Consider the following 21,473-nt stretch of genomic DNA (forward strand, 5'->3'; position numbering starts at 1 on the left):
TGTCGCCTACCTCGGTTCGGCCCAGGAGGAGGGTGGTGGGCCCGCCGGCCCGTCCGGTTCCGACGGCTGGGGATCGGCGGGCGCCGCCGGAGCCGCCACCGGCCCGACACCGTCCACCGAGCCGAAACCAGCCACTGGTCCGGGAGCTGGCGGCGGCCCGAAACCGGTCGCCGGCCCGGCGCTGACCGCTGGTTCGGGGATGCGCGCCGCCTGCCCGCCCGGCGCAACCTCCGCTGCCGGGTCCGGCGGGAGATCGGAGGATCCGCGTGGTGGTGGCAGCAGTGGCCGCGGATCGATCCTCGCCCGCAGCGCGCTCGCCCGGCCGTTGCTGTTCCGAAGCCCCTGGCGGATCTGCGCGACGAGCTGCCAGGCGCGCGTGGCGTCGGGCTCGAACGCGCCCCCGCCGGCGAACCGGGCCATCTCGGCCAGCGCCGCGAGCTCGCGCAGCGGCTGTTCGGCCGCGGCGGTGGCCGGCCGCTGCCCCGCCAGGCCGAGCACCTCGCGGTAGGTCAGCGCCCGCGAGCGGGAAACGCCGTGCTCGGCGAGCCTGTCCCTGGCCTCATGCCAGGCACCTCGCACCCGGTCGCCGGCGGTGCCGCGGCTGCGCGCCGCACGGCGACGCGCCTTCTCGCCGATGATCAGCGACAGGGTGACCAGGACCAGCCCCAGCAGGGAGACCACGGCGATGAGCAGAGTCCACGCAAGGACACGACCAGCTCCGCCTCCCGCACCGCCGCCGGCGTCCGACGGCGGATCCACGCCCGGTGGTTCGAGCGGCTTCAACGACGCGGGGGCCTCGATGCTCCTCCCGCCGAGTGGCATCGGCTCCACGGTCGGCGCCCGGTGGCGGAGATCGCTGATGTCGGTCGGCTCGAACGAGACCCAGCCGATGCCCGCGAGCAGGACCTCCGGCCAGGCGTGTGCCTGCCAGTTCGTGACGGTGAACGCGCCGTCGGTGGTCACCCGGTTACGGTCCAGCAGGTAGCCGACGGCGACCCTGGTCGGGAAGCCCAGTGCGCGGGCCAGCGCGGCGAACGCCGTGGCGTGCTGCTCGGCGTACCCGTGCGAGTCCGTCTCCTGCTGAGGATTGAGGAAGTCGTTCAGAACACCGTAGGAGTGCCCCGGGGAAGCGGACAGGTCATACGGATAGCCGGGCCCGGCGAGCGCCTTCTGGAGGGCGTCGAGCTGCTGGTAGGGCGTGCGGGCGTCGCCGACCAGCCGTTTGGCGGTCGCCTCCAGCCAGCTCGGCCTGCCCGGCAGGGTCGTGTAGGGCTCGGCCGCGGTGCCGGTGGCGGGGACGGCCTCGGCCAGCGCCCGCTGGCTGGGTCGCGGCACCTGCATGACCAGTTCGACGCGGTCACCTCGCGCGGGCGTGGCCAGCGCGGCGAGTGATCCGGAGGAAGGCTGGAAGACGAGATCGGGCGCGTCACCGCTCCCGCCGACCGGTGCGGCTCCGGCGACCTCGGCGGCCGGGTGGTACGTGACTGACGTGGGCTGGCCGAACGTCGGAAGCAGATCGCTGCCGGCCGCGCCGAACGTGACCTCGGCACGCACGGTGACCGAGGTGGACGGTCGTACCGACGACCCGTCGGAGGTCGGAAGCGTCTGGTCGACCCGGACGAACCGGCCGTCGTCGCGCCAGCTGGCGCCGTCGAAGTCGCCGAGCGCGGCGATCCGCACCCGGGTGTCGGCGACCGCCGGCCTGCCGGTCCTCGGATCGTCAGCCAGTCGCACGGTGAAGACCTCATGCTCCGCGTCGACCAGCTGGGCACGCACCTGGACGAGCGGGTTGAGCGCGGTGACGTTCTCGACCGGCGGGCTGACGTGCTCTCGCGGGTCGAACCGGGCCGCGACCGGCAGCTGGCGGCCGATCACCGTCGCCAGCAGCGTGACGACCACGACGACGACCACTGTCACCACAAGTGATCCGTTCAGCGCACGCCGCGCTCGGCCCGGAGATCCGTCCGGACCGCCAGGCCCAGCAGGCCCACCAGGACCGTCGGGACCGCCGGCCGGGCCGGTCGCCGGGTCGGGAGCCGCCAGCGGCCGCGCCGCTCGCAGCGCCGCCACGGCCATCGCCAGCAGGATGAAGGCGCCGGTGAGCAGCACCGGGGACGGCCGCCAGCCGCCGAGGGCGAGGGTGGCCGCGGTGACGCCGTCGCCGGCGTCGCCGACCAGCAGCAGCACACCGATCAGCCCGACGAGCGGCGGCAGCAGCGGGAGCAGGGTGTTCTCGGTGCGCACGACCAGGACGACCGCGAGGTGGGCCGCCACCCACAGCATCGCGCCCAGCGGTATCAGCAGCACCGCGCGTGGCTCGGCCGGAACGGCGGCGGCCAGGACCCGTGGCCAGCCGACCCGCAGGCCGCTCACCAGCAGGTCCACGTTCCCGGCAGTCAGGACGACGCCGTAGAGCACGCCGCCGACGAGACCGAGCAGCCAGACCAGTTCGAGCCTCGCCACCAGCTGGGCCGAAAGCCACGCGACCAGCGCGGCGGCCACGACGGCACCGGCGAGCGGCGCCAGGTAACGCATCCCGGCGAACAGCCGGCCGGCGACCAGCGCGGCCGGCAGGCAGGCTAGCGCGACGAGCACGGCCTGGGCGATCCGGTCACGGCCCCGCTGGTGCGGCCGCGGTGACCGCAGCCACCGGAGCGGATGACGCCGCTGGGATTGCCGCGACGGCTGGGAGGCTCGGGACGGCTGGGACTGGGACCACGGGGAGGGATGGGCGGGACGGCTCTCGTCCGTCGGGCTGGTCACCGGGCCGCCCCCGCCCCGGATGTCCACTCCGCCGCGAAGGCCTCGCTGGTACGCGCGTGGACAACCAGCGCACCCGACACCGTCGGCCGCCCCCGCGGCTCCCCGACCAGCACCAGGCTGACCATCGCGAACCGGGGCCTGACCTTCGTCACGGCGGCCAGCTGGCCGGCCGCGGGCTGACCGGTGACCGCTCCGAGGGCCACCCCGGGCTCACCGGGAACCATGCCGGCGAGGCCGGCCAGTCCCGGGTCGCCCTCGCGGGGCGAGACGGCCGCGAGCAGGTCCAGTGCCGCGTCGAGGGACTCGCGGCCGTGACCGGCCGCCACCTGCTCGCCACCGGTGGTGCGCAGTACGACCGGGAAGCCATGGGTATGCCCGGAGACCACCAGCGACGCCACGATGCGCACCGCGTCCTCGAACGCGTCACCCGTGTAGGGCGCCGCGCTGGTGTCCAGCACCACCAGCATCGTGGGGTCGTTGGGGATCACGTTGTGCCGGACCATCTTCTTTCGCAGCTTCGCCGTCGACGGCCAGTGGATCAGGCGCGGATCGTCCCCGCGGACGTACTCCCGCAGCGAATGGAAGGCGACGCCGCCGCGCGGAGCGGCGTCCGAGGTCGGGCCTTCCAGGTCGGGCGAGCCACCGGTCGGCAACGGCGGGATGGCGTGCACCCGCGGGCGTACCCGCAGGACGGAGCGCTGCGGCAACGCCCGGCCCACATGGACCAGCCGCAGCGGGTCGCTGTGCGCGATGACCAGCGGGCCGATCTCGAACACGCCGCGCCGCGGGGTGGGGATCGGGTAGGTGCGCCGCGCCGACCCGCCGGCCGCGAGCGCGGGCAACGCGACGCCGACCGATCTGCCGGCCACCCGCTCCTGTGCCTGGGCGGGTGGGCAGCGCCGGTTGGCGATGTTGGTGACGGTCAGCTGGGCGAAGGCGGGCTCGCCCTCGACGACCCGCGCCGGATGGATCTCCCGGGAGATCGTCACGTTCGGGGTGACGAGCAGCCAGGCGCCGGCGACCAGCAGGGAAAGCGTCGCGGCGGCAGCCACGACGACCAGCTCGGGGTATCCCAACGCGACCCCGGCGATACCCAGGAACGCCGCCACGAAGGCGACCGCGATCCCCGTCCCGGTAATCATCTCCTCAGCCGCCGTCAGTCCGGCACCCGGGCCGACGCGACGATCGCGCGCAGGAGCCGTTCGGGGGTGGTGCCGGCCAGCTCCGCCTCCGGGCGAAGCAGCACCCGGTGGGCCAGCACGGGCAGAACGAGGTCCTTCACATGGTCGGGGGTGACGAACCAGGAGCCGCGGGCGGCGGCGTGCGCCTGCGCGGCGACAGCCAGCGTGAGCGCGCCACGCGGGCTCACGCCGAGGCGCACCTCCGGATGCGTCCGGGTGGCCACGACGATGTCGAGGATGTAGTGGACGACCGGCTGCGCCAGGTGGACCCGGTGCACCAGATCGGTCATCTGGTGGATCTCCGCGGCCGGGACCACGGGGGCCAGGTCCACGACGGAATGGCCGGCGGCCCGGTTCAGGATCATCTCGGCCTCGGGGCCGTAGTCCGGATACCCCATGGTCAGGCGCGCCATGAACCGGTCGATCTGGGCTTCGGGCAGGTCGTACGTACCGCCGTGCTCGACCGGGTTCTGCGTCGCGATCACCAGGAACGGCCGTGGCACCGGATGGGTCGCGCCGTCCACGGTGACCTGCCGCTCCTCCATCACCTCCAGCAGCGCCGACTGGGTCTTCGGGGACGCCCTGTTGATCTCGTCCGCGAGGACCACGTTCCCGAACACGGCGCCCCGGCGGAACTCGAACCCGCTGGTCTGCTCGTTCCAGATCGACACCCCGGTGATGTCGGTGGGCAGCAGGTCCGGGGTGCACTGGATGCGACGGCTGGTACCGCCGTCGAGGGAGCCGGCCAGGGCCTTCGCCAGCGAGGTCTTACCCACGCCGGGGACGTCCTCGATGAGCAGGTGCCCCTCGGCGGCCAGGCAGGTCACGGCCAGCCGGATCACCTCCGTCTTGCCGCGGATGACCCGCTCGACGTTCTCGACGATCCTGTTGCAGCGATCGGCGAACCAGGCCACCTCCGATGGCGTCACAGCCGCACGCTGCCTGATCGGATCCGGCATTTCTCCTGCCTCTGTTCGGGGTCGTCTAGCTGTTCGGTTCGGCTGTTCGTCGGGATGGACCGGCCGCCGAGCCGGTGGGCGAAGGCGCGCGTCAGCGGTACACGACCACCGCCAACAGGACCAGCGCCGCGATCAGGGCGACCAGGCCGAACACGACAAGTGCGCCCCGCATGCCAGCCCGCGGATCCGCCCCATCGCGCAGGCGGGCCACCAGCGGGCCCGTGGTGACCGGCGGACCGGCGATGACCGGCGGGCCGGTGGTGACCGGCGGGCCGGTGGTGACCGGCGGGCCGGTGGTGACGGTGGTGACGGTGGTGACGGTGGTGACGGTGGTGACGGGCGGATCATCGGTAGCGGGCGGGGTTGTGGGCACAGCACCAGCCGGCTCGGGTTCGACGCCCGGTCCACCCACGGGCGACCGCTCGGCCAGCGCCCAGGTGGACGGTTCGACAGGCGGACCGCCGGTGGCGGGCTCGGCCGGCGGCCTACCGGTGGGCGGCTCGACGAACGGTCCGTCGGTTGCGGCCTCGGCAGCCGGTCCCGTCGTCCGGGGCTGACCGGCTGGCTGGCTGTCGGACCACCTCTGGCCAGGGCGCACCATGCGTGAATCCGGCGCGATCGGCGGGTCGGCGCGGTGCGGCCGGGGAGTGTCCGAGACGGGGGCGGTGTAGCCAAGCGCCGCCGCCTGGATGTCGGTCTCAAGAAAGGCCTGAAAACCGGCCCGGGTCAGCCAGGCGTTGCCCCAGGATTGCGCCGCCGCGGTAGCGAGCTCGAACGCGAACTCCCGGGCGTTCTGGTGGCGCTCGGACGGGGCGTAGGCCAACGCCGTCCAGATCACCCGGTTGACTTTCTCCGGGACGCCGCTGACATGGTTCGACCTGGCTGCTTCCGGGCCCACCCCGGAAACCGTCATTCGGCCGTTGAACAGCTCGAAGGCGACGAGACCCAGCGCATAGACGTCCGCACTCGGATACAGCGGGTCGGTTCGGAACTGCTCAGGAGCCATGTATCGCGGTGTGCCGGCCGGATGCAGGGTGTGCACCCCGGAGTCCTCGAGGACACGCGCGATTCCGAAGTCCGTCAGTTTCGGTCGGCCGTCCTCGGTGAACAGAATGTTCGCCGGTTTGACGTCCCGGTGCAGGACCCTGCGGTCGTGGGCCGCGGCGAGTGCCGTGGCCACCGCCAGCACAACCGCGCACGACCACTCGGGCGACCGGATGCCCTGGATGAGGCGATCGCCCAGCGTGCCGCCGGGCAGCAGCTCCATCACGATGAGGATCACGGTCAGATCCGGTGCGGCCACCCCGGCCGGCCGTGGGGCACGGAGCGTTCCAGGCGCCTCGAATCCCGGCCGTGGTTCAAAGGAGAGGTTGACCGGGATCGCGCGATGGATGCCGACGATGTGCGGGTGGTTGACGCTGGCCAGCAGTCTCGCCTCGCGCAGCGCCTCGGCCTGAGCGTCCTGGCCGCCGCTGAACGCACTGGGATCCACCACCTTGACGGCGACCTGGCGGCCCAGTTCGTCGGCGCACTCGAAGACGACACCGAATGCTCCCCGGCCCAGCAGCCCGTCGACCCGGAATCCCGGTAACGCCAGACCCAGCCAGGCACGTAACCATGCCGGCTCGGAGATCATGCCCCGGTCTCACAGGTGGACGTCCTGCATGGGCACGGCATGTGAAACGGACGGAACGAAACCGCGGCCCTCGCCCGCACAGCGACGGGAAACCACCCCGCGACGGGCAGAGGCACACGGGCAACCGCTGCGCCGGCCCACCGCCCGGCTGCCCGCATGCGGCGCCCCCACGTTCCCAGTTGTCAGCCCGGATACCCGCGAAGCGCCGGCCCACGCACCGCATCCCGCACAGGACGGCATCCCGACAAATAGCTTGTATACGGAACACAACCTACGCGATCAGCATAGTGGTGAGCCGGTCCCCTGCGCCCCGGCCCCCGTGGCCCGGGATGTCAGCCATTGGACATGCCCGCAGGCCGGGCACCTACGGTGTGGGACGGGGTGCCTGCGGTATCCGGAGTCTGAAGGTCGAACCACCGCCCGGCGTGGCCGAATGGTCCGCACCACCCCCGTGGGAACGCATCACGGCGTCGACGATCGACAGGCCGAGTCCGGTGCCGCCGGCTTCGCGCGAACGCCCGGCATCGGCGCGATAGAAGCGCTCGAAGATGTGGGGAACGTCCTCGGGCGCGATACCCGGCCCGTGATCGGCGACGGTCACGACCGCCCAGCCGTCGCCGGAACGGACCGCCTCGACCTCGACCGGGGTACCGGCCGGCGTATGCACGAGCGCGTTGCGGACGAGGTTGCCGACCGCCTGGCGCAGCCGCGGCTCATCACCGGTGATCTCCAGCAGCGGCGCCACCTCGACGGTGATCGTGCGGGTGGGATCGACCGCACGAGCGTCGGCGACGACATCCCGGACGACGGCGGCGAGGTCGACCGGTTCCGGCCGCCGCCTTGTTCCCTGGTCGAGGCCCGCCAGCAGGAGCAGGTCGTCGACGAGCTCACTCATCCGCGCGGCCTCGCTCTCGATCCGGCGCATCGCCAGGGCGAGATCCTCCGGACGGTCGGCGACGCCCCGGTGGAACATCTCGGCGTACCCCTGGATCGACGTCAGTGGCGTGCGCAGCTCGTGGCTGGCATCGGCCACGAACCGCCGCAGCCGGTTCTCTGAGTTCTCCCGCTGCCGGAACGCCGCCTCGATCTGCGCCAGCATGGCGTTGAGGGCGCGTCCCAGCCGACCCGCCTCGGTACGGGGACCGGCATTCGCGACCCGCCGGGTCAGATCGCCGGCCGCGATCGCGTCGGCCGTGCGCTCCATCTGCTCCAGCGGCCGCAGTCCCAGCCGGACCACGACATATCCGAGCGCGGCCGTGGCGGCGGCGACGACGAGACTGGCCACCACCTCGATGCGCCAGATGTCATCGAGAGTCGCGTCCATCGCCGTGTAGGGGACAGCGACGACAAGTACCTGCCCAGGGTCACGGGAGACCGCCAGCACGCGGAATCGGTCACCGCCTCCGGACGCGGGCACGGCCGTGAGCCGACCGGACCCGCCGGGCTGGCGCCGCGCCTCGTCCAGCAGGCTCCCCGGGACGTCGGGGCGTGGTGTCTGGCCCGACGTCCCGCCGGGGTTCGGCCTCACCTCGGCGACTCGTCGGTCGTCCGCGTCGAAGAGCGCGCCGTAGGTGCCGACGAGGTAGGCCGTTCCGAAGCGCGGGTAGTCATGATCCTACGATCAGATCCGGAGCGCAGAGCGCGACCTTGGTGAGCGCCGCCTGGCCGGTGCTCGCGGTCGCCACCTGGTACCCCTCGTAGCGCAGCGCCATCGATACCAGATCCGTGATCGGCTCCTCGTCGTCGACGACGAGGATCGTCGCGCTCTGTTCCATCAGCCGCTCTGTTCCATCAGCACAGTCTCACCCCTGCCATCTCGTGGATTCGCAGCCGGGAAGCACACGGACGCGCGCTCGCGCACATCCCGGATGTGTGCCGGCCGGGTGTGTCCCAGCCGGGTGAGCCGAGCCGGGGCCGGTCGTGCGCCGGGCCGGCGTCATCCAGGCACTCCAGGCACCCCAGGCAGCGCCCGCGGGCCCTGGCCTGCGCCCATCGCGACAGCCCCCGGGAAGGCGCCGCTGCGGCGGATCGCGCCTGTGCTGCTGACCAGCAGCCACGCCCAGCCCGCCGGCTCCAGCTCGGCCAGGAAATCCACCGCCTGCGGCCCTGCCGCCACAGCCGCGGTCGCGTAGCCGTCGGCGAGCGCCAGGTCCGGCCCCACCACCGTGGCCGACGCCAGATCGCTGGCCGGCAAGCCGGTGGCGGGGCAGACGATGTGGGCACCCCGCTCGGCGGTTCCGGATGTCGCGACCGCGATCTCGGCGGCCTCGACCACCGCCACGAGACGGCCCGCGGCGAGGGGATCGGCGACCCCGACCCGCCAGGGCCGCTGGACCGTGGCGCGGACCCGGACATCCCCGGCGGCGTTGACGCAGTGGTCGACAGCGCCCGCCGCGGTCAGCACCTCCGAGGCCGCGTCCGCCGCCCATCCCTTCACCAGGCCCGTCGGGTCGAGGGTGCCGTCGCCCCGCCAGGCCGGGTCGAAGCTGCCCGCCGAACGTCGTCGACAGAGCTCGGCCAGGCGCAGGACGTCCCGCAGCTGGCCGGGGCAGTCCGCGAGCTCGATCTCATGGCGCCGCAGGCGGGAGAGCCACGAGTCGGGGCGGTAGGTGCTGAAGTCCGCGTCGGCCCGGTGCAGGCATGCGACGGCGCTGTCGATCGCCGCGTCCAGCACCGCCGGCGGCAGTTCGGTACGCACGGCGATGCTCACCACCGTGCCCATCACCGGCTCGACCCGCCTGCCGCCAGGGTGGCGCGCGCCCGCGGCCTCCCGTGGGCTAGTCACCGATACCGGCCTGGTCCAGCGCCGACTGGACCGAACGCAGGTAGCCCACGCTGGTGTAGGTCGCCCCGGACACCGTGTCGACCGCGGCGCTCTGGGCGTCGAGGACCGCCTGGCGCAGGATCGGGACCGCCTCGGCGTTGATCCGCCGGTCCCGCCCGTTCTGGTCGGGCAGGGCCAGCGCGACGACGTCCGTGATCTGCCCGTTCCGCAGGTCGACCCGCACCTGCACCGGGCCGAAGCGGGTGCCGACCGAATCACCGGTGACAGTCGTCACCGACGTGTCCCCGGTGCCGGTACCAGTGCCGGTGCCGGTGCCGGTCGAGCTGTCCGGCTCACCCGCTCCCGAGGAACCGCTCCCCCCGGCCCCGTCCACTCCCACGGATCCGGTCGAGCCCGCGGCGGCGGTCGAGCCCGGCATGGTCGCGATCGCCGCCGACGGGGCCGGCGGGGCGCCCGTCACCGCCTTGGCGCCGACCACCAGCACGACCGCCCCGAACAGCCCGGCGAGCCCGAGGCGCCCGCCGAGCCAGTGGCCTGGGCCCTGCGCCCGGCCGTGATCACTTCCAGACCGAGTCATCGGAGGCTGAACTCCTCGTGATGGATGCGGACGGCGGGAACGCCGAGCTGGCGCAGTGCGTGCGACAACGAGGTGACCAGGCCCGGCGGGCCGCACACGAAGACCACCCGCCGCGCGACGTCCGGCACCGCGGCCGCCAGGAATCGCGGCTCGAGCGGGTCGTAGCCCAGCTCGCGGCGGCTTCCGACGACCCGGTGGAAGGTCAGCCGCCCGGCCTCCGCGAGCGCGTTCAGCTCCCCGGCGAGCGCGAGGGCCTCCACCCGGTTGGCCCGGTAGATCACCGTGACGTCGACGCCGCGCCGGACCAGTTCCTCGGCGAGGGCGCGTACCGGCCCGATCCCGCTGCCGGCACCCACGAGCAGGGCTCCGGGGGTCGTGACCTGATCGGCGGTGAAGTGGCCGAACGGCCCCTCCGCCAGCACCGGGATGCCGGGCCGCAGCCGGGCGAGGGCGCCCGAGTGGTCCCCGGCGTCCTTCACCGTGATGCGCAGCCGGTGCGGCGACGGCGGCGCGGACACCGAGTAGGCGTGCGCGGTGAGCCAGTGGCCCGGGGTGAGGAACCGCCAGAGCAGGAACTGCCCGGCGGCCACGCCGAGGCGGTCGAGATCCCGGCCACCGATCTCGACCGAGACAACCCCAGGCGCTTCGGGCACCACTCGCTCGACCACCATCCGGTGCCGGGCGAAGCCCAGCAGCGGCCAGCCCAGCCGCCAGACGACCAGGCAGGCCGCGACCACCACGTAGAACGCGATCCACAACGCCCGGTTGAGTGGCCGGCCGACGAAGTCCGGGCCGGTCGCGATCTGGTGGAAGAACGCCAGCGCGACGGCCAGGTAGGCGGTCAGATGCAGCAGGTACCAGGCCTCGTAGGACATCCTGGCGCGGGCCGTCCGCCCGCTGGCCACCCCGACCGCGACGAGCCCGACGGTGCCGATCGTCGCCTTCCACATGTCCGGGTAGGTCATGACCACCGAGACGAGCTCCGACAGCGGCTGATGATGCTCGACGAGCCCGAGTCCCCACACGGTCAGCAGGACATGCCCGACCACGAGCAGGACGACGTTCGTCCCGAATGTGCGGTGCCAGGCCGCCAGCCGGTCGAAGCCGACGGCCCGTTCCAGCGCGGGCACCCGGGCCATCAGCAGGAGCTGCACGAGAACCAGGTAGGCGGCGAGGAGCCCCGACACGTCCCCCATGGCGGTGAGGACCTCGCCGGCGCCGGCGACGTCACCCGCCGCGGTGTCGAACCACCACATGCCGAGCACCGCGACCCCGCCGAGAACCAGCCCGAGCCGAACGGCACGGGAGGCGGCCGACCGGTGCCCACCCGCCAGCCACCCGGAGGCCGGCCGCGAACCGCGCGCGCTTCCTGCGGGCGGCGCTCCCCCGCCGTCGACCGCGGGAACAGCGTGGCCGGGCCTGGCGGGCGGATGGGTCGTGGGCATGCGTCCACCGTGGATGCCGATCCTGGGAGATCCCTGAGAGCTTCCCGAGAAAGCGCCGAGGTTCCGCGGCTGACGTGCTTCGGTCCCGGGAGGATCACACGGGCCGGGCGGGGCACAGTGGCGACGTCGCCGCCAGCGAGCCGGCCAGGACGTCCAGGCCCTCGGTGAGCAGGTCGTCGCTGATCGACAGGGGCGGCAGCAGGCGCAGCACGTTGCCGTCGGTGCCGCAGGTCAGCACGATCACACCCTGCTGATGCGCCGCCGCCGCGACGGCACGGGCCAGCGCCGGGTCCGGTGTCGTCGTGCCCGGTTCGACGAGCTCGACGGCGATCATCGCGCCTCGCCCGCGCACGTCCCCGACCCGCGGATCCGCCGCCCGCAACCCACGCAGCCGCGTTGTCATCAGATCGCCGATCGCCGCGGCGCGGGCGACGAGCTCCCCTGCCTCGACCGTCTCGATGGCGGCGAGTGCCGCCGCGCACGCCAGCGGGTTGCCGCCGTACGTCCCGCCCAGCCCGCCGACCTGCGGCGCGTCCATGAGGTCGGCACGACCGGTCACCGCGGAAAGCGGCAGCCCGCCGGCAATCCCCTTGGCTGTGACGACGAGATCGGGGACGACGCCCTCGTGCTCGCAGGCGAACATCGCGCCCGTCCTCGCGAAGCCGGTCTGCACCTCGTCGGCGACGAAGACGACGCCGTTCGCCCGGCACCAGGACGCCAGCGCCGGCAGGAATCCAGGTGCCGGTTCGATGAAACCGCCCTCGCCCTGGATCGGCTCGATCACCAGCGCCGCGAGGTCCTCGGCAGCGGCCTGCCGCCTGATCTCGTCGATCGCCCGGATCGCCGCGGCCGGGCCGTCGACCGCCGGACCGTCCCGGAACGGGTACGACAGGGGCGCCCGCACGACCTCGCCCGCGAACGGGCCGAACCCCTGCTTGTAGGGCGTCTCCTTCGCCGTCATCGCCATCGTCAGGTTCGTCCGGCCGTGGTAGGCGTGGTCGAAGACCGCGATCCCAGGCCGGCCGGTGGCCGAGCGAGCGATCTTGACGGCGTTCTCCACCGCCTCGGCGCCGGAGTTGAACAGCGCCGTCCGCTTCTCGTGCCGCCCCGGAGTCAGGCGGTTGAGCGCCTCGGCCACCGCGACATAGCCCTCATACGGCGTGACCATGAAGCAGGTGTGGGTGAACGCCGCCACCTGCTCCTGCACGGCGGCCACGACCCGCGGGGCGCTGGCCCCGACCGTCGTCACAGCGATCCCGGAACCCAGGTCGATGAACTGGTTGCCATCGACGTCGACCAGCACCCCACCGCCGGCGTGTGCGGCGAAGACCGGCATCGTCGAGCCGACACCGAACGCCACCGCGGCGGCCCTGCGGGCGGCCAGGCGAAGTGATCGCGGTCCCGGAACGCCCGTGACCAGGAGCCGGTGCTGCGGGATGTCCATGGAGCCACTCTCCGCCCACCCCGGCATGCTGTCTAATTCCAGCTGGGAACACTTTCCATGTTCTGCGGGCATGGATGATCGGCGCGAAGGAACGGGTGAGGGCCCGATGGAGCTGCGGACGGTCCGGTACTTCGTGGCGACCGTCGACGCGGGATCGGTCAGCGCGGCCGCCGCGGCAGTGCGGGTGACACAGCCGGCGCTGTCCCGCCAGCTGCGCCAGCTGGAACGGGAGCTCGGCGTCGACCTGTTCGAACGCTCCGGCGGGCGGCTCACCCTCTCCCCCATCGGGCGGGCGCTGCTGCCGCTCGCCCGCGAGCTGCTCGACCGCGCCGACGCACTCCGGCTCGCCGCCACGCTCCATGCCTCCGGCCGTCTCGAACGGATCACGATCGGCGCCCCGGCCACGACCCTCGCCGACGTCGTCGCACCGTTCATCACGACCCTGACCGCGGGCGACCCGACACCGGCGATCCTCACCGCGGACAGGCTGACCACCACCGAGACCCTGGCCATCGGCGCCGAGCTCGCGATCGGCACCGCGACCGTCCGGCCGCCGTACCGCGCGCTGCCGCTGGCGGTGCTGCCGGTGTGGGCGTACGTCCCGCCAGCGCATCCGTGGGCCGGTCGCACGGCGGTGTCGCTCGGCGAACTCCTCGAACAACCGCTGGTCGTCCCGCCGGAGACGTTCACCGCCAGGGAGGCGCTTGACACGGCGGTGGCCGCCGCGGGGCTCACCTACGCCGATCTGACCGAGGCCAGCGACGGAACCGTGGCCCAGGCCCTGGCCGCCGCGGGCCGCGGCGTAGCGGTCGTCTCCGACGATCCGCGTTTCAAGCTCACGCCCACAGCGATCCTGGCTGACAGCTCACCGCCGCGGGTCCGGCTGCTCGCGGCCTGGGACACCCGCCACCCAGCAGCAGGGACCCTGGCGGCAATCGCCGCCCGCCTGGCCCGCTACATCGTCGACCGCTACGGCCCCGACACCGCCCCCGCCACCACCCGGGCACCGCGCGAGCAGACGAAAGTCCGCCGTGGGGAACACGGGCCCGCTGTGCGGAGCCCTTTCGCTACACCCGAAACGGATTGAGGCGCTTGATCTGCGCGACACCACGTACACGCGGCTCATCCAGGTCAACGGCGACCGGCCTCGCGGAAAGCCCGCTTCCTTCGCCCTCAGCCTCTGATGCTGCTGGGGTGTCATCGGCATCAGGCTCAGAAACGGGCGGGAAGCTCGACCTGGCGAAGGCGGCCACCGCGCGCATGGAAATCAGGTCGGTGGTAGCACCGATCGGCGCGCCGACGAACGGCACCATCTTGCCAAGGTTGATGACTCCGGTGGTTCCGGCCTTGGTGAAGAGCCTGAAGCCAACCTTCTTGTTGATCTCGATCAGAGTCTTGCCGGACACTCGTCTGACCGCGGCAACGGCACTCCGCCGACCGAGCTCGATGCCCGTTTCCCGCAGAATCTGAGTCGCCGCACCGCCCCCCACCATGGTCAGCAGCAGTGCTGTGTGGACCTCTTCCGAGTCGAGGTCGTAGCCACGCAGGTGGGCGACGCCGCCCACGAGCCTTCCCGCGACCAGGTAGTAGCCGCTGAGGCCCGCAGGGATTGTGATCGGCATGGTGACCAGGCCACCGAGCCCGGTGAGGGCGCCGCTGGCAGCGGCCAGCCTGAGGTGAAGCGCGATCAGCCGATCGATCGCCGCCTCCGGGTCCGCCGCTTTGGCCCGGATCTCTTCTGCGACCGCGGCAGCGCCCTTGAATGGCCCCGCGCCCGCGATCGCGGTGTGCAGTAACTGACCAACAGCCCTGACCGCCAGGCCGCCCTCGTCCGCCAATCCGGCGGCCTCGGCCTTCCCGCCCTCAGTAGCCACAATCCCCCCAGGTCAGGGGGAAGGCATTCCAGCGATCGTCCCCCGGCGTCGCAATGCGCGCACACCGTAGCACGACCGACAAAAGGCCCCGCCACACAGGGCGGAAAGAATTCCAGATTTCCCCAGCACCCAAGACCCGTCTAAACCTGGGCCAAGCTTGGATGGGGGTGTCGAGGGCGAAGCCCCTGACTCGGGGGTTCCAGGGGGTCGCCCCCCTTGGGCCAACATAACGCGGGAGCACGGGAAGCTTCCCCCGCAGGGGAAGCGAACAGAAAAACCCCGATCGCGCCCCTGACTCGGGGGTTCCAGGGGGTCGCCCCCCTGGGCAGATATTACGCGGGAGCTCGGGAGCATCTTCCCAAAGGGAAATGCGAACACGCGAACCCCGATCGCGTGGAGCTGAGGGGATTCGAACCCCTGACCCTCACACTGCCAGTGTGATGCGCTACCAGACTGCGCCACAGCCCCATATTAAGTTCTTACTGCCAGTTCTTCGGTTCGTGCTGCTTACATCCTACACGACCATTTTCTGTACCCGCTCTCAGCCAATTGCCGGCTGCGTCTGCGAGTGTACAGGTTCCGTGTCGCTTTCCGTCGGCCCCTCCTGCGTTGGCAGAAGTGCCTCGGCCGGTGGGAGAGGAGCTGCGCTCCCCGGCCCGACGCTGACGACCATATCAGGCGCCGCGGCACCTGTGGCGAGGGGCCCGCTGTTGTGTTCCGCCAGCCGGAAACCACCGTGCTCCCGCCGGAGCATGGACCAGCGGCAGTTGCGCAGCGGGCCGAACACCCACCAGTTCTGCGGGGGGACGCCCAGCGCCCTCCCGATGAGGGCCCGCGCCGTCCCGCCGTGCAACACGAAGACGACAAGCCCGGAGGGGTCGACCGGCAGGCCCTCGGCGAGGACCTCGTCGAGGACCGCGAACGCCCGTTCCGCGACCTCCACATACGTCTCGCCACCACCGCGGCGGATGTCCTCACCGCGCCGCCACGCGGCGTCCTCCGCGGGGAATCGCGCGGCGGCCTCGGACCCGGTCAGACCGGACCAGGCACCCAGGTCGATCTCCCGCAGCCGGGCATCGGCCCGCACGGGCAGCCCGATGCTCGCGGCGGTCTCCTGGCAACGAATCAGATCCGAGGAGATCACGAGCTCGGGGCGCAGCGCCCTGATCACCGGGCCGACCGCCGCGGCCTGACGGCGCCCCGTCTCGTCCAGGGGCGGGTTCGCATGCCCCTGGAAACGCCCCGCGTCGTTCCAGGACGTCCTGCCGTGCCGCCAGAGAAGCAGCCTCACCGCGGTTCCGCCGCACCGACGCCGACCGCGGCGTCGGTGAACGGGATGACCGGGCAGTCCTTCCACAGCCGCTCCAGGCCGTAGTACTCCCGCTCCTCGGCCCGCTGCACATGCACGACGATGTCGGCGAAGTCGAGCAGGACCCACCGGCCGTCCCGCTCGCCCTCGCGGCGCAGCGGCTTCGCGCCGAGCGCCCGCAGCTTCTCCTCGATCTCGTCCACGATCGCCTTCACCTGACGCTCGTTGTCGGCCGATGCGATGACGAAGCAGTCGGTGATCGCGAGCCGCTCACTGACATCCAGAACGAGAATGTCCTGGCCGATCTTGTCGGCGGCGGTCTGGGCTGCGGCGAGAGCGAGCTCAACGGCTCGCGGCGAGGCGGTCACGCTTGTTGGTCTCCAAAAGGTCCGAACTGGTCACGCACGCCGATGGACGCACCGGCCACCCACCGGTCGAGTGGCCACGTCCAGCGTGACACAGCTTTGCGCGAATCGGCGACCATGTTTGTGGTCATCAGGCCGAATGTTCCGTCGCATCGGGCCGCCCGGCGCCCTCGGGCACCGACGGCGCGACCGGTCGGGGGCCGTACAGCCCCCGTTTCGCGATGTAGCGGACGACCCCGTCCGGCGTCAGATACCAGATCGGTGCCGCGCGAGCGACCCGCTGGCGGATGTCGGACGAGGAGATCGCCAGCGCCGGAACCTCCAGGAGGCTGACCGACTCGTCGGGCAGGCTGGCGTGGCGACGCAGGTCGTAGCCCGGCCGGGTCACACCGACGAAGTGGGCGAGCCCGAAGAGCTCGGTGTGGTCACGCCAGGTGAAGATCTGCGCGAGCGCGTCCGCGCCGGTGATGAAGAACAGCTCGGCGTCGGGGTGGGTGCGGCGCAGGTGGCGCAGGGTGTCGATGGTGTAGGTCGGGCCGCTGCGCTCGATGTCGATACGACTGACGGTGAACTGGGGGTTCTCCGCCGTCGCGAGGAAGGTCATCAGGTACCTGTCCTCGGCGGCCGAGACCTCCCGGTCGGCCTTCTGCCAGGGGCGGCCGCTCGGGACGAAGACGACCTCGTCCAGGTCGAACAGCGCCGCGACCTCACTCGCCGCGACCAGATGCCCGTTGTGCACTGGATCGAACGTCCCGCCCATCACACCCAGTCGCACGTGGGGACATTAACCCCAGGCAAAGTCCACGTGCCTCCTTCTCACCTCCGCCCGCAGGATGTCCTTCGTCACTCGACCTAGTAAGTTGGATTTTCCAACTTATGATTCGGCCGTGGACCGCCCGCTCGGATGCCCCCCGGCGCGGCCTCGAAGCAGCCCACGCAGAGCCCACACACCCCACGCACGGACGGAGAACGCCATGGCGCCCATCGAAGGGTCGGTCGCGCTGGTCACCGGTGCCAACAGAGGTCTCGGCCGCAGGTTCGTCGAGGAGCTGCTCGCGAGGGGCGCGGCGAAGGTCTACGCCGCGGCACGCAATCCCGACTCGATCACAACACCCGGTGTCGTCCCGATCAGGCTCGACGTCACCGACCCCGCCCAGATCGCCGCCGCCGCCGAGGCCACCGGCGACGTCGACCTCCTGATCAACAACGCCGGCAGCTCGACCGGCGCGTCGGTGCTGACCGGAGACCTCGATGACATCCGGCTGGAGATGGAGACCCACTACTTCGGGCCGCTGCGCCTGGTGCGCGCCTTCGCGCCGCAGCTGTCACGCGAACGGCCGGACCACGCCGGCGGGGGCGACACTCACGGCCCGCACGCCAGGCACGGAGCCGTTCTCAACGTTCTGTCGGTGCTGTCCTGGCTGGCGATGCCGACGAGTGGGGCGTACTGCGCGGCGAAGGCGGCGGCCTGGTCCCTGACCAACTCCCAGCGGGTCGAGCTGGCCGGCGCCGGGGTCACCGTCACCGCGCTGCACGTCGGCTTCATGGACACCGACATGACGCGGCGGATCGACGCGCCCAAGGTGGATCCCGCGGCCGTCGCCGCGCTCGCGCTCGACGCCGTCGCCGCCGGCGCACCCGAGGTCCTGGCGGACACACCGAGCGTCCAGGTACGGGCGGCCCTGGCGGGCGGGCTCGGCGCGCTGTACCCGGGCCTCGCCGAGCACTACGGCACCCTCGAGGCGATGCTTCCCCGCACGGACTGATCCTCGCCCGGGGCGCGGGCCGCATCCGGGCGGGACGAAGCCGGCCGGGTGCGGCACCGACGGGGCTGCATCTAGGCTGACCGGGGAGCCGATCACATCCCATGGAGCCCGCCCATGCCGAACAGCCCGCGCGCGGGGCAGCCCGCCGCTCCCGACGAGCTCATCGACCCGGGCGCGCTGCTCGCCGCCTACCACGACGTCCACCCTGACCCGGCCGACCCGGCCCAGCGGGTCTCCTTCGGGACGTCCGGCCACCGCGGCAGCGCCCTTCGCGCCTCGTTCAACGAAGACCACATCCTGGCCACCACCCAGGCGATCTGCGAGTACCGCGCGGCCGCCGGGACACATGGCCCGCTGTTCATCGGGGTGGACACACACGCCCTGTCCGCGCCGGCGCTCGCGAGCGCGCTGGAGGTGCTCGTCGCCAGCGGGGTGGACGTCCGGGTCGCCCCCGCGGGCGAGGCCACCCCGACACCGGTGATCTCGCACGCGATCCTCGCCCACAACGGGCGAGGCGCCGCGGGATCGGACCGGCCGGCCGGGTTGGCTGACGGCATCGTCGTCACCCCGTCGCACAACCCGCCGGCCGACGGCGGGTTCAAGTACAACCCGCCACATGGCGGCCCGGCTGACACCGCCGCCACGAGCGCGATCCAGAACCGGGCGAACGAGCTGCTCGAATCGGGCCTGGCCGGGGTGGCGCGGGTGCCCCACCAGCAGGCACTGGCCGCCGCGACCGTGCATGACTTCGTCGGCGCCTATGTGGCGGACCTGCCGGATGTGGTCGATCTCGACGCGATCCGCGCGGCGGGGGTCCGCATCGGGGTCGACCCGCTGGGAGGCGCGAGCGTCCGGTACTGGCAGGAGATCGCCGACCGGCACAAGCTGGACATCGAGGTGGTCAACACCTCGGTCGACCCGACGTTCGGCTTCATGACGCTGGACTGGGACGGCAAGATCCGGATGGACCCGTCGTCGCCCTACGCGATGGCGTCGCTGCTGCGGCTGGCCGGGTCGTTCGACGTGGCGCTGGCGAACGACGCCGACGCCGACCGGCACGGCATCGTCACCCCCGGCGCCGGCCTGCTCAACCCGAACCACTACCTCGCCGCGGCGATCGCCTACCTGTTCGCGCACCGCCCCGGCTGGCCCGCCGGCGCCGCCGTCGGCAAGACGCTGGTCAGCTCCGGGATGATCGACCGGGTCGCCGCCGGCCTCGGGCGCCGGCTGTACGAGGTTCCGGTGGGCTTCAAGTGGTTCGTCGACGGGCTCCTCGACAGCTCGCTCGGTTTCGGCGGCGAGGAGAGCGCCGGAGCGTCCTTCCTGCGCCGTTCCGGCGGGGTGTGGACGACGGACAAGGACGGAATCATCGCCTGCCTGCTCGCCGCCGAGATGACCGCGGTCTCCGGGCGGGACCCGGGCCGGCTCTACGCCGACCTGACGGAGCGCTTCGGCTCGCCCGCGTACCGCCGGGTCGACGCGCCGGCCAGCCCGGCCCAGAAGAAGATCCTCTCCGCGCTCACCCCGGAGGCTCTCGGCGCCACGACGCTCGCGGGCGGCGCCGTGACCGCGGCGATGTCGTCCGCGCCGGGCAACGGCGCCGCGATCGGCGGCGTGAAGGTGGCGACGGCGGACGCCTGGTTCGCCGCCCGTCCGTCCGGCACCGAGGACGTCTATAAGATCTACGCCGAGAGCTTCGCCGGCACCGAGCACCTCACTGCCGTGCTCGCGGAGGCCCAGACCATCGTGGACGCCGCGCTGGCCGGGTAGGTGCCCCGGCCAGCCTTCCCGGACTGACCTCACCGCCGTACCGGCCCGCGACCGTGGCGGTGAGGTCAGGACGTGCTGGTCCCCGGCTCGTCCGGAGAAACCGGCTCGTCCGGAGAAACCGGCGCGGCGGGCGGAACCGGCGCGGCGGCTGCGCCAGGGGCCGGGCCTGCGGCCGGGGCCGGGGCCGGGGCTGGCACTGGAGCGGGATCCGGCACAGGCACCGGGGCCGGGCCTGCGGCTGGCACCGGGGCCGTTGTGCCGCCGCGGCCTCGCCGACGCACGATCCGGACCAGCCGGACGCCCAGGTAGGCGAAGCCTGCGAGCAGGGCGACCAGCGCCAGCGGGCCGATCAGCGCGATGATCGCCTCGATGCCGTTGACGAAGCGGTCCCATGACCGCTGGACGGCGTCCCCCAGACCGGACGGGTCGTCCTCGGGCGCGGGACTGATCTCGCCGGCGCCGTCCTCAGCGATCCGGACGGTCAGGGTGGCGAGATCGCTCGCGTCGGCGAGGACCATCCGCTGGCCCTCGATCTGCTCGATCTCGACCTGCACCCGGTCGATCGCCTGCTGCACCGACAGGGTCTCCCCCACCGTCGTCGCCTTGGCGAGCAGGGCCAGGTAGGCGTCGCGGGACGCCTCGAGAGCCCGCTTGCGCGCCTGGAGGTCGACGTACTCTCCCGTGACATCCCGCGCGGAGGTCGTGGACGACGTCACGGTGCCGAGCCCGCCCACACCGGAGCGCAGCTTGTCGAACGACGCGGTGGGCACCCGCAGCGTCACGGTCGCGCTCTGGTGACTGTCGTCGGTCGTCGACGGCGTTCCGTTGGTCTCGCTGAACTCGACGTAGCCGTCGAGGTCGTTCGCCCGCGTCGACAGTGCCTGGACGGCTTCCTCCACCCGGCCGGCCGGCACCGACAGTTCCGTCCTGCCGTCACGGACGATGCGCGGCTCGGCTCCGGCCGGCCGTGCCGGCTCACCGGTGGCGCCCGTCGACCCGCCTGAGCTGGTCGAGGCCGGGCTTGGCGCGACGACGCCACCGCGCGCGGCCTCCGGCGACACCGCCGAGTCGGCGAGGCTCTCCCCCGAGGTGTCTGAGGCGGACCCGGAGGCGGAGCCCGCGGCGCCGCCTCCGGCAGCGAGTGTCGGCGCCGGTGCGACCGCGGGTTCGGCCGCCGCTCCGGTCGAGGGCACCGACAGGGCCAGGTCGGCGGACGAGCCGTCATCCAGCGCGTCGGCGAGGCTACCCAGCCCGGCGCCGGCGACGAGTGCCACGGCCAGGATCATGAAACCGACGAGAACCTTCCCGCGGCGGCGCGAGGGAGCGGGACCGCCCGGGCTGGCCGGACCTGGCGGGCGAGGCGGACTGACCGGTTCAGGCGGAGTGATCAGTTCGGCCGGACCGGCGGGTTCAGCTGAACCGACTGGTCCAGCCGAACCGGTCGGCCCGGTCGCGCCGGTTGGCTCGGTCACACCGGCTGGTCCGGTCGCGCCGACTGGTCCGGTCCTGCTCACCGTGGTTGCCATGGCGGCACCCCTCCGTCTGGCCTCCCAGGTCACCGCGCGGATCTCCCGCACGGACCGCCTGGTGCGGCGGACG

18 protein-coding genes and 1 tRNA gene are annotated in these 21,473 nt (G+C 72.6%); 3 read left to right on the forward strand and 16 right to left on the reverse strand.

Features of this window, described 5'->3' with window-relative positions; genetic code table 11:
• Positions 1–6: 6 nt before the first annotated feature.
• The 10 genes from AWX74_RS01890 to gabT all read right to left on the reverse strand — a co-directional run bounded on the left by AWX74_RS01890 (position 7) and on the right by gabT (position 12,817).
• On the reverse strand, positions 7–2,595 hold the full coding sequence (locus AWX74_RS01890) for a transglutaminase domain-containing protein (protein WP_193209612.1): 2,589 nt from the start codon (positions 2,593–2,595) through the stop codon (positions 7–9).
• Positions 2,596–2,759: 164 nt separating this feature from the next.
• Positions 2,760–3,905, reverse strand: a complete 1,146-nt coding sequence (locus tag AWX74_RS01895; RefSeq protein WP_091270860.1) for a DUF58 domain-containing protein — start codon at positions 3,903–3,905, stop codon at positions 2,760–2,762.
• Between the two features lie 14 nt (positions 3,906–3,919).
• Positions 3,920–4,903, reverse strand: a complete 984-nt coding sequence (locus tag AWX74_RS01900; protein ID WP_091270863.1) for an AAA family ATPase — start codon at positions 4,901–4,903, stop codon at positions 3,920–3,922.
• A 91-nt stretch (positions 4,904–4,994) separates the two neighbouring features.
• Complete coding sequence (locus tag AWX74_RS01905) at positions 4,995–6,539, reverse strand: serine/threonine-protein kinase (RefSeq protein WP_091270865.1); 1,545 nt, start codon at positions 6,537–6,539, stop codon at positions 4,995–4,997.
• Positions 6,540–6,903: 364 nt separating this feature from the next.
• Positions 6,904–8,067 (reverse strand): sensor histidine kinase, encoded by a 1,164-nt coding sequence (locus tag AWX74_RS01910; RefSeq protein WP_091270868.1) that lies wholly within the window; start codon positions 8,065–8,067, stop codon positions 6,904–6,906.
• A gap of 79 nt (positions 8,068–8,146) precedes the next feature.
• Positions 8,147–8,314 carry a response regulator gene (locus AWX74_RS01915; RefSeq protein ID WP_091270870.1) on the reverse strand — a complete coding sequence of 56 codons (168 nt, stop codon included), beginning with the start codon at positions 8,312–8,314 and terminating at the stop codon, positions 8,147–8,149.
• A gap of 161 nt (positions 8,315–8,475) precedes the next feature.
• Positions 8,476–9,324, reverse strand: coding sequence for an FAD:protein FMN transferase (locus tag AWX74_RS01920; RefSeq protein ID WP_311982945.1), 849 nt, complete (start codon positions 9,322–9,324; stop codon positions 8,476–8,478).
• Positions 9,317–9,901 carry an FMN-binding protein gene (locus AWX74_RS01925; protein ID WP_091270873.1) on the reverse strand — a complete coding sequence of 195 codons (585 nt, stop codon included), beginning with the start codon at positions 9,899–9,901 and terminating at the stop codon, positions 9,317–9,319. Before AWX74_RS01925 ends, AWX74_RS01920 begins: the two co-directional genes overlap by 8 nt.
• Complete coding sequence (locus AWX74_RS01930; protein ID WP_226930712.1) at positions 9,898–11,346, reverse strand: ferredoxin reductase family protein; 1,449 nt, start codon at positions 11,344–11,346, stop codon at positions 9,898–9,900. The genes AWX74_RS01925 and AWX74_RS01930 overlap by 4 nt, the downstream gene beginning before the upstream one ends.
• A 94-nt stretch (positions 11,347–11,440) precedes the next feature.
• Entirely contained in the window at positions 11,441–12,817 is a 1,377-nt protein-coding gene (gabT, locus tag AWX74_RS01935; protein ID WP_091270877.1) for a 4-aminobutyrate--2-oxoglutarate transaminase, read from the reverse strand.
• Positions 12,818–12,860: 43 nt separating this feature from the next.
• Here gabT and AWX74_RS01940 point away from each other — a divergent pair, with 43 nt between their 5' ends.
• Complete coding sequence (locus tag AWX74_RS01940) at positions 12,861–13,877, forward strand: LysR family transcriptional regulator (RefSeq protein ID WP_207550232.1); 1,017 nt, start codon at positions 12,861–12,863, stop codon at positions 13,875–13,877.
• On the opposite strand, the gene AWX74_RS01945 is transcribed toward AWX74_RS01940, so the two are convergent.
• From AWX74_RS01945 to nadD, 5 genes are all read right to left on the reverse strand, one after another.
• Positions 13,858–14,664 (reverse strand): EcsC family protein, encoded by an 807-nt coding sequence (locus tag AWX74_RS01945; protein WP_165615424.1) that lies wholly within the window; start codon positions 14,662–14,664, stop codon positions 13,858–13,860. The two genes, AWX74_RS01940 and AWX74_RS01945, sit on opposite strands and share 20 nt — an antisense overlap.
• A 394-nt stretch (positions 14,665–15,058) precedes the next feature.
• Positions 15,059–15,132, reverse strand: a tRNA-Ala gene (locus AWX74_RS01950).
• Positions 15,133–15,205: 73 nt separating this feature from the next.
• Positions 15,206–15,955, reverse strand: coding sequence for a histidine phosphatase family protein (locus AWX74_RS01955; protein ID WP_091270884.1), 750 nt, complete (start codon positions 15,953–15,955; stop codon positions 15,206–15,208).
• Positions 15,952–16,341, reverse strand: coding sequence for a ribosome silencing factor (gene rsfS / locus AWX74_RS01960; RefSeq protein WP_006543770.1), 390 nt, complete (start codon positions 16,339–16,341; stop codon positions 15,952–15,954). The genes AWX74_RS01955 and rsfS overlap by 4 nt, the downstream gene beginning before the upstream one ends.
• Positions 16,342–16,468: 127 nt before the next feature.
• Positions 16,469–17,113, reverse strand: a complete 645-nt coding sequence (gene nadD / locus AWX74_RS01965; RefSeq protein WP_278184606.1) for a nicotinate-nucleotide adenylyltransferase — start codon at positions 17,111–17,113, stop codon at positions 16,469–16,471.
• Positions 17,114–17,312: 199 nt separating this feature from the next.
• Here nadD and AWX74_RS01970 point away from each other — a divergent pair, with 199 nt between their 5' ends.
• Both AWX74_RS01970 and pgm read left to right on the forward strand, forming a co-directional pair.
• Positions 17,313–18,104 carry an SDR family oxidoreductase gene (locus tag AWX74_RS01970; protein WP_091270886.1) on the forward strand — a complete coding sequence of 264 codons (792 nt, stop codon included), beginning with the start codon at positions 17,313–17,315 and terminating at the stop codon, positions 18,102–18,104.
• Between the two features lie 114 nt (positions 18,105–18,218).
• A complete protein-coding gene (gene pgm, locus AWX74_RS01975) occupies positions 18,219–19,874 on the forward strand; it encodes a phosphoglucomutase (alpha-D-glucose-1,6-bisphosphate-dependent) (RefSeq protein ID WP_193209611.1) in 1,656 nt (551 codons plus the stop codon).
• 65 nt (positions 19,875–19,939) lie between these two features.
• Here the strand turns inward: pgm and AWX74_RS01980 are convergent, their stop codons facing one another.
• Positions 19,940–21,160, reverse strand: coding sequence for a DUF4349 domain-containing protein (locus tag AWX74_RS01980; protein ID WP_226930711.1), 1,221 nt, complete (start codon positions 21,158–21,160; stop codon positions 19,940–19,942).
• Positions 21,161–21,473 lie beyond the last annotated feature (313 nt).

It is taken from the genome of Parafrankia irregularis, from assembly GCF_001536285.1.
Classification (GTDB): domain Bacteria; phylum Actinomycetota; class Actinomycetes; order Frankiales; family Frankiaceae; genus Parafrankia; species Parafrankia irregularis.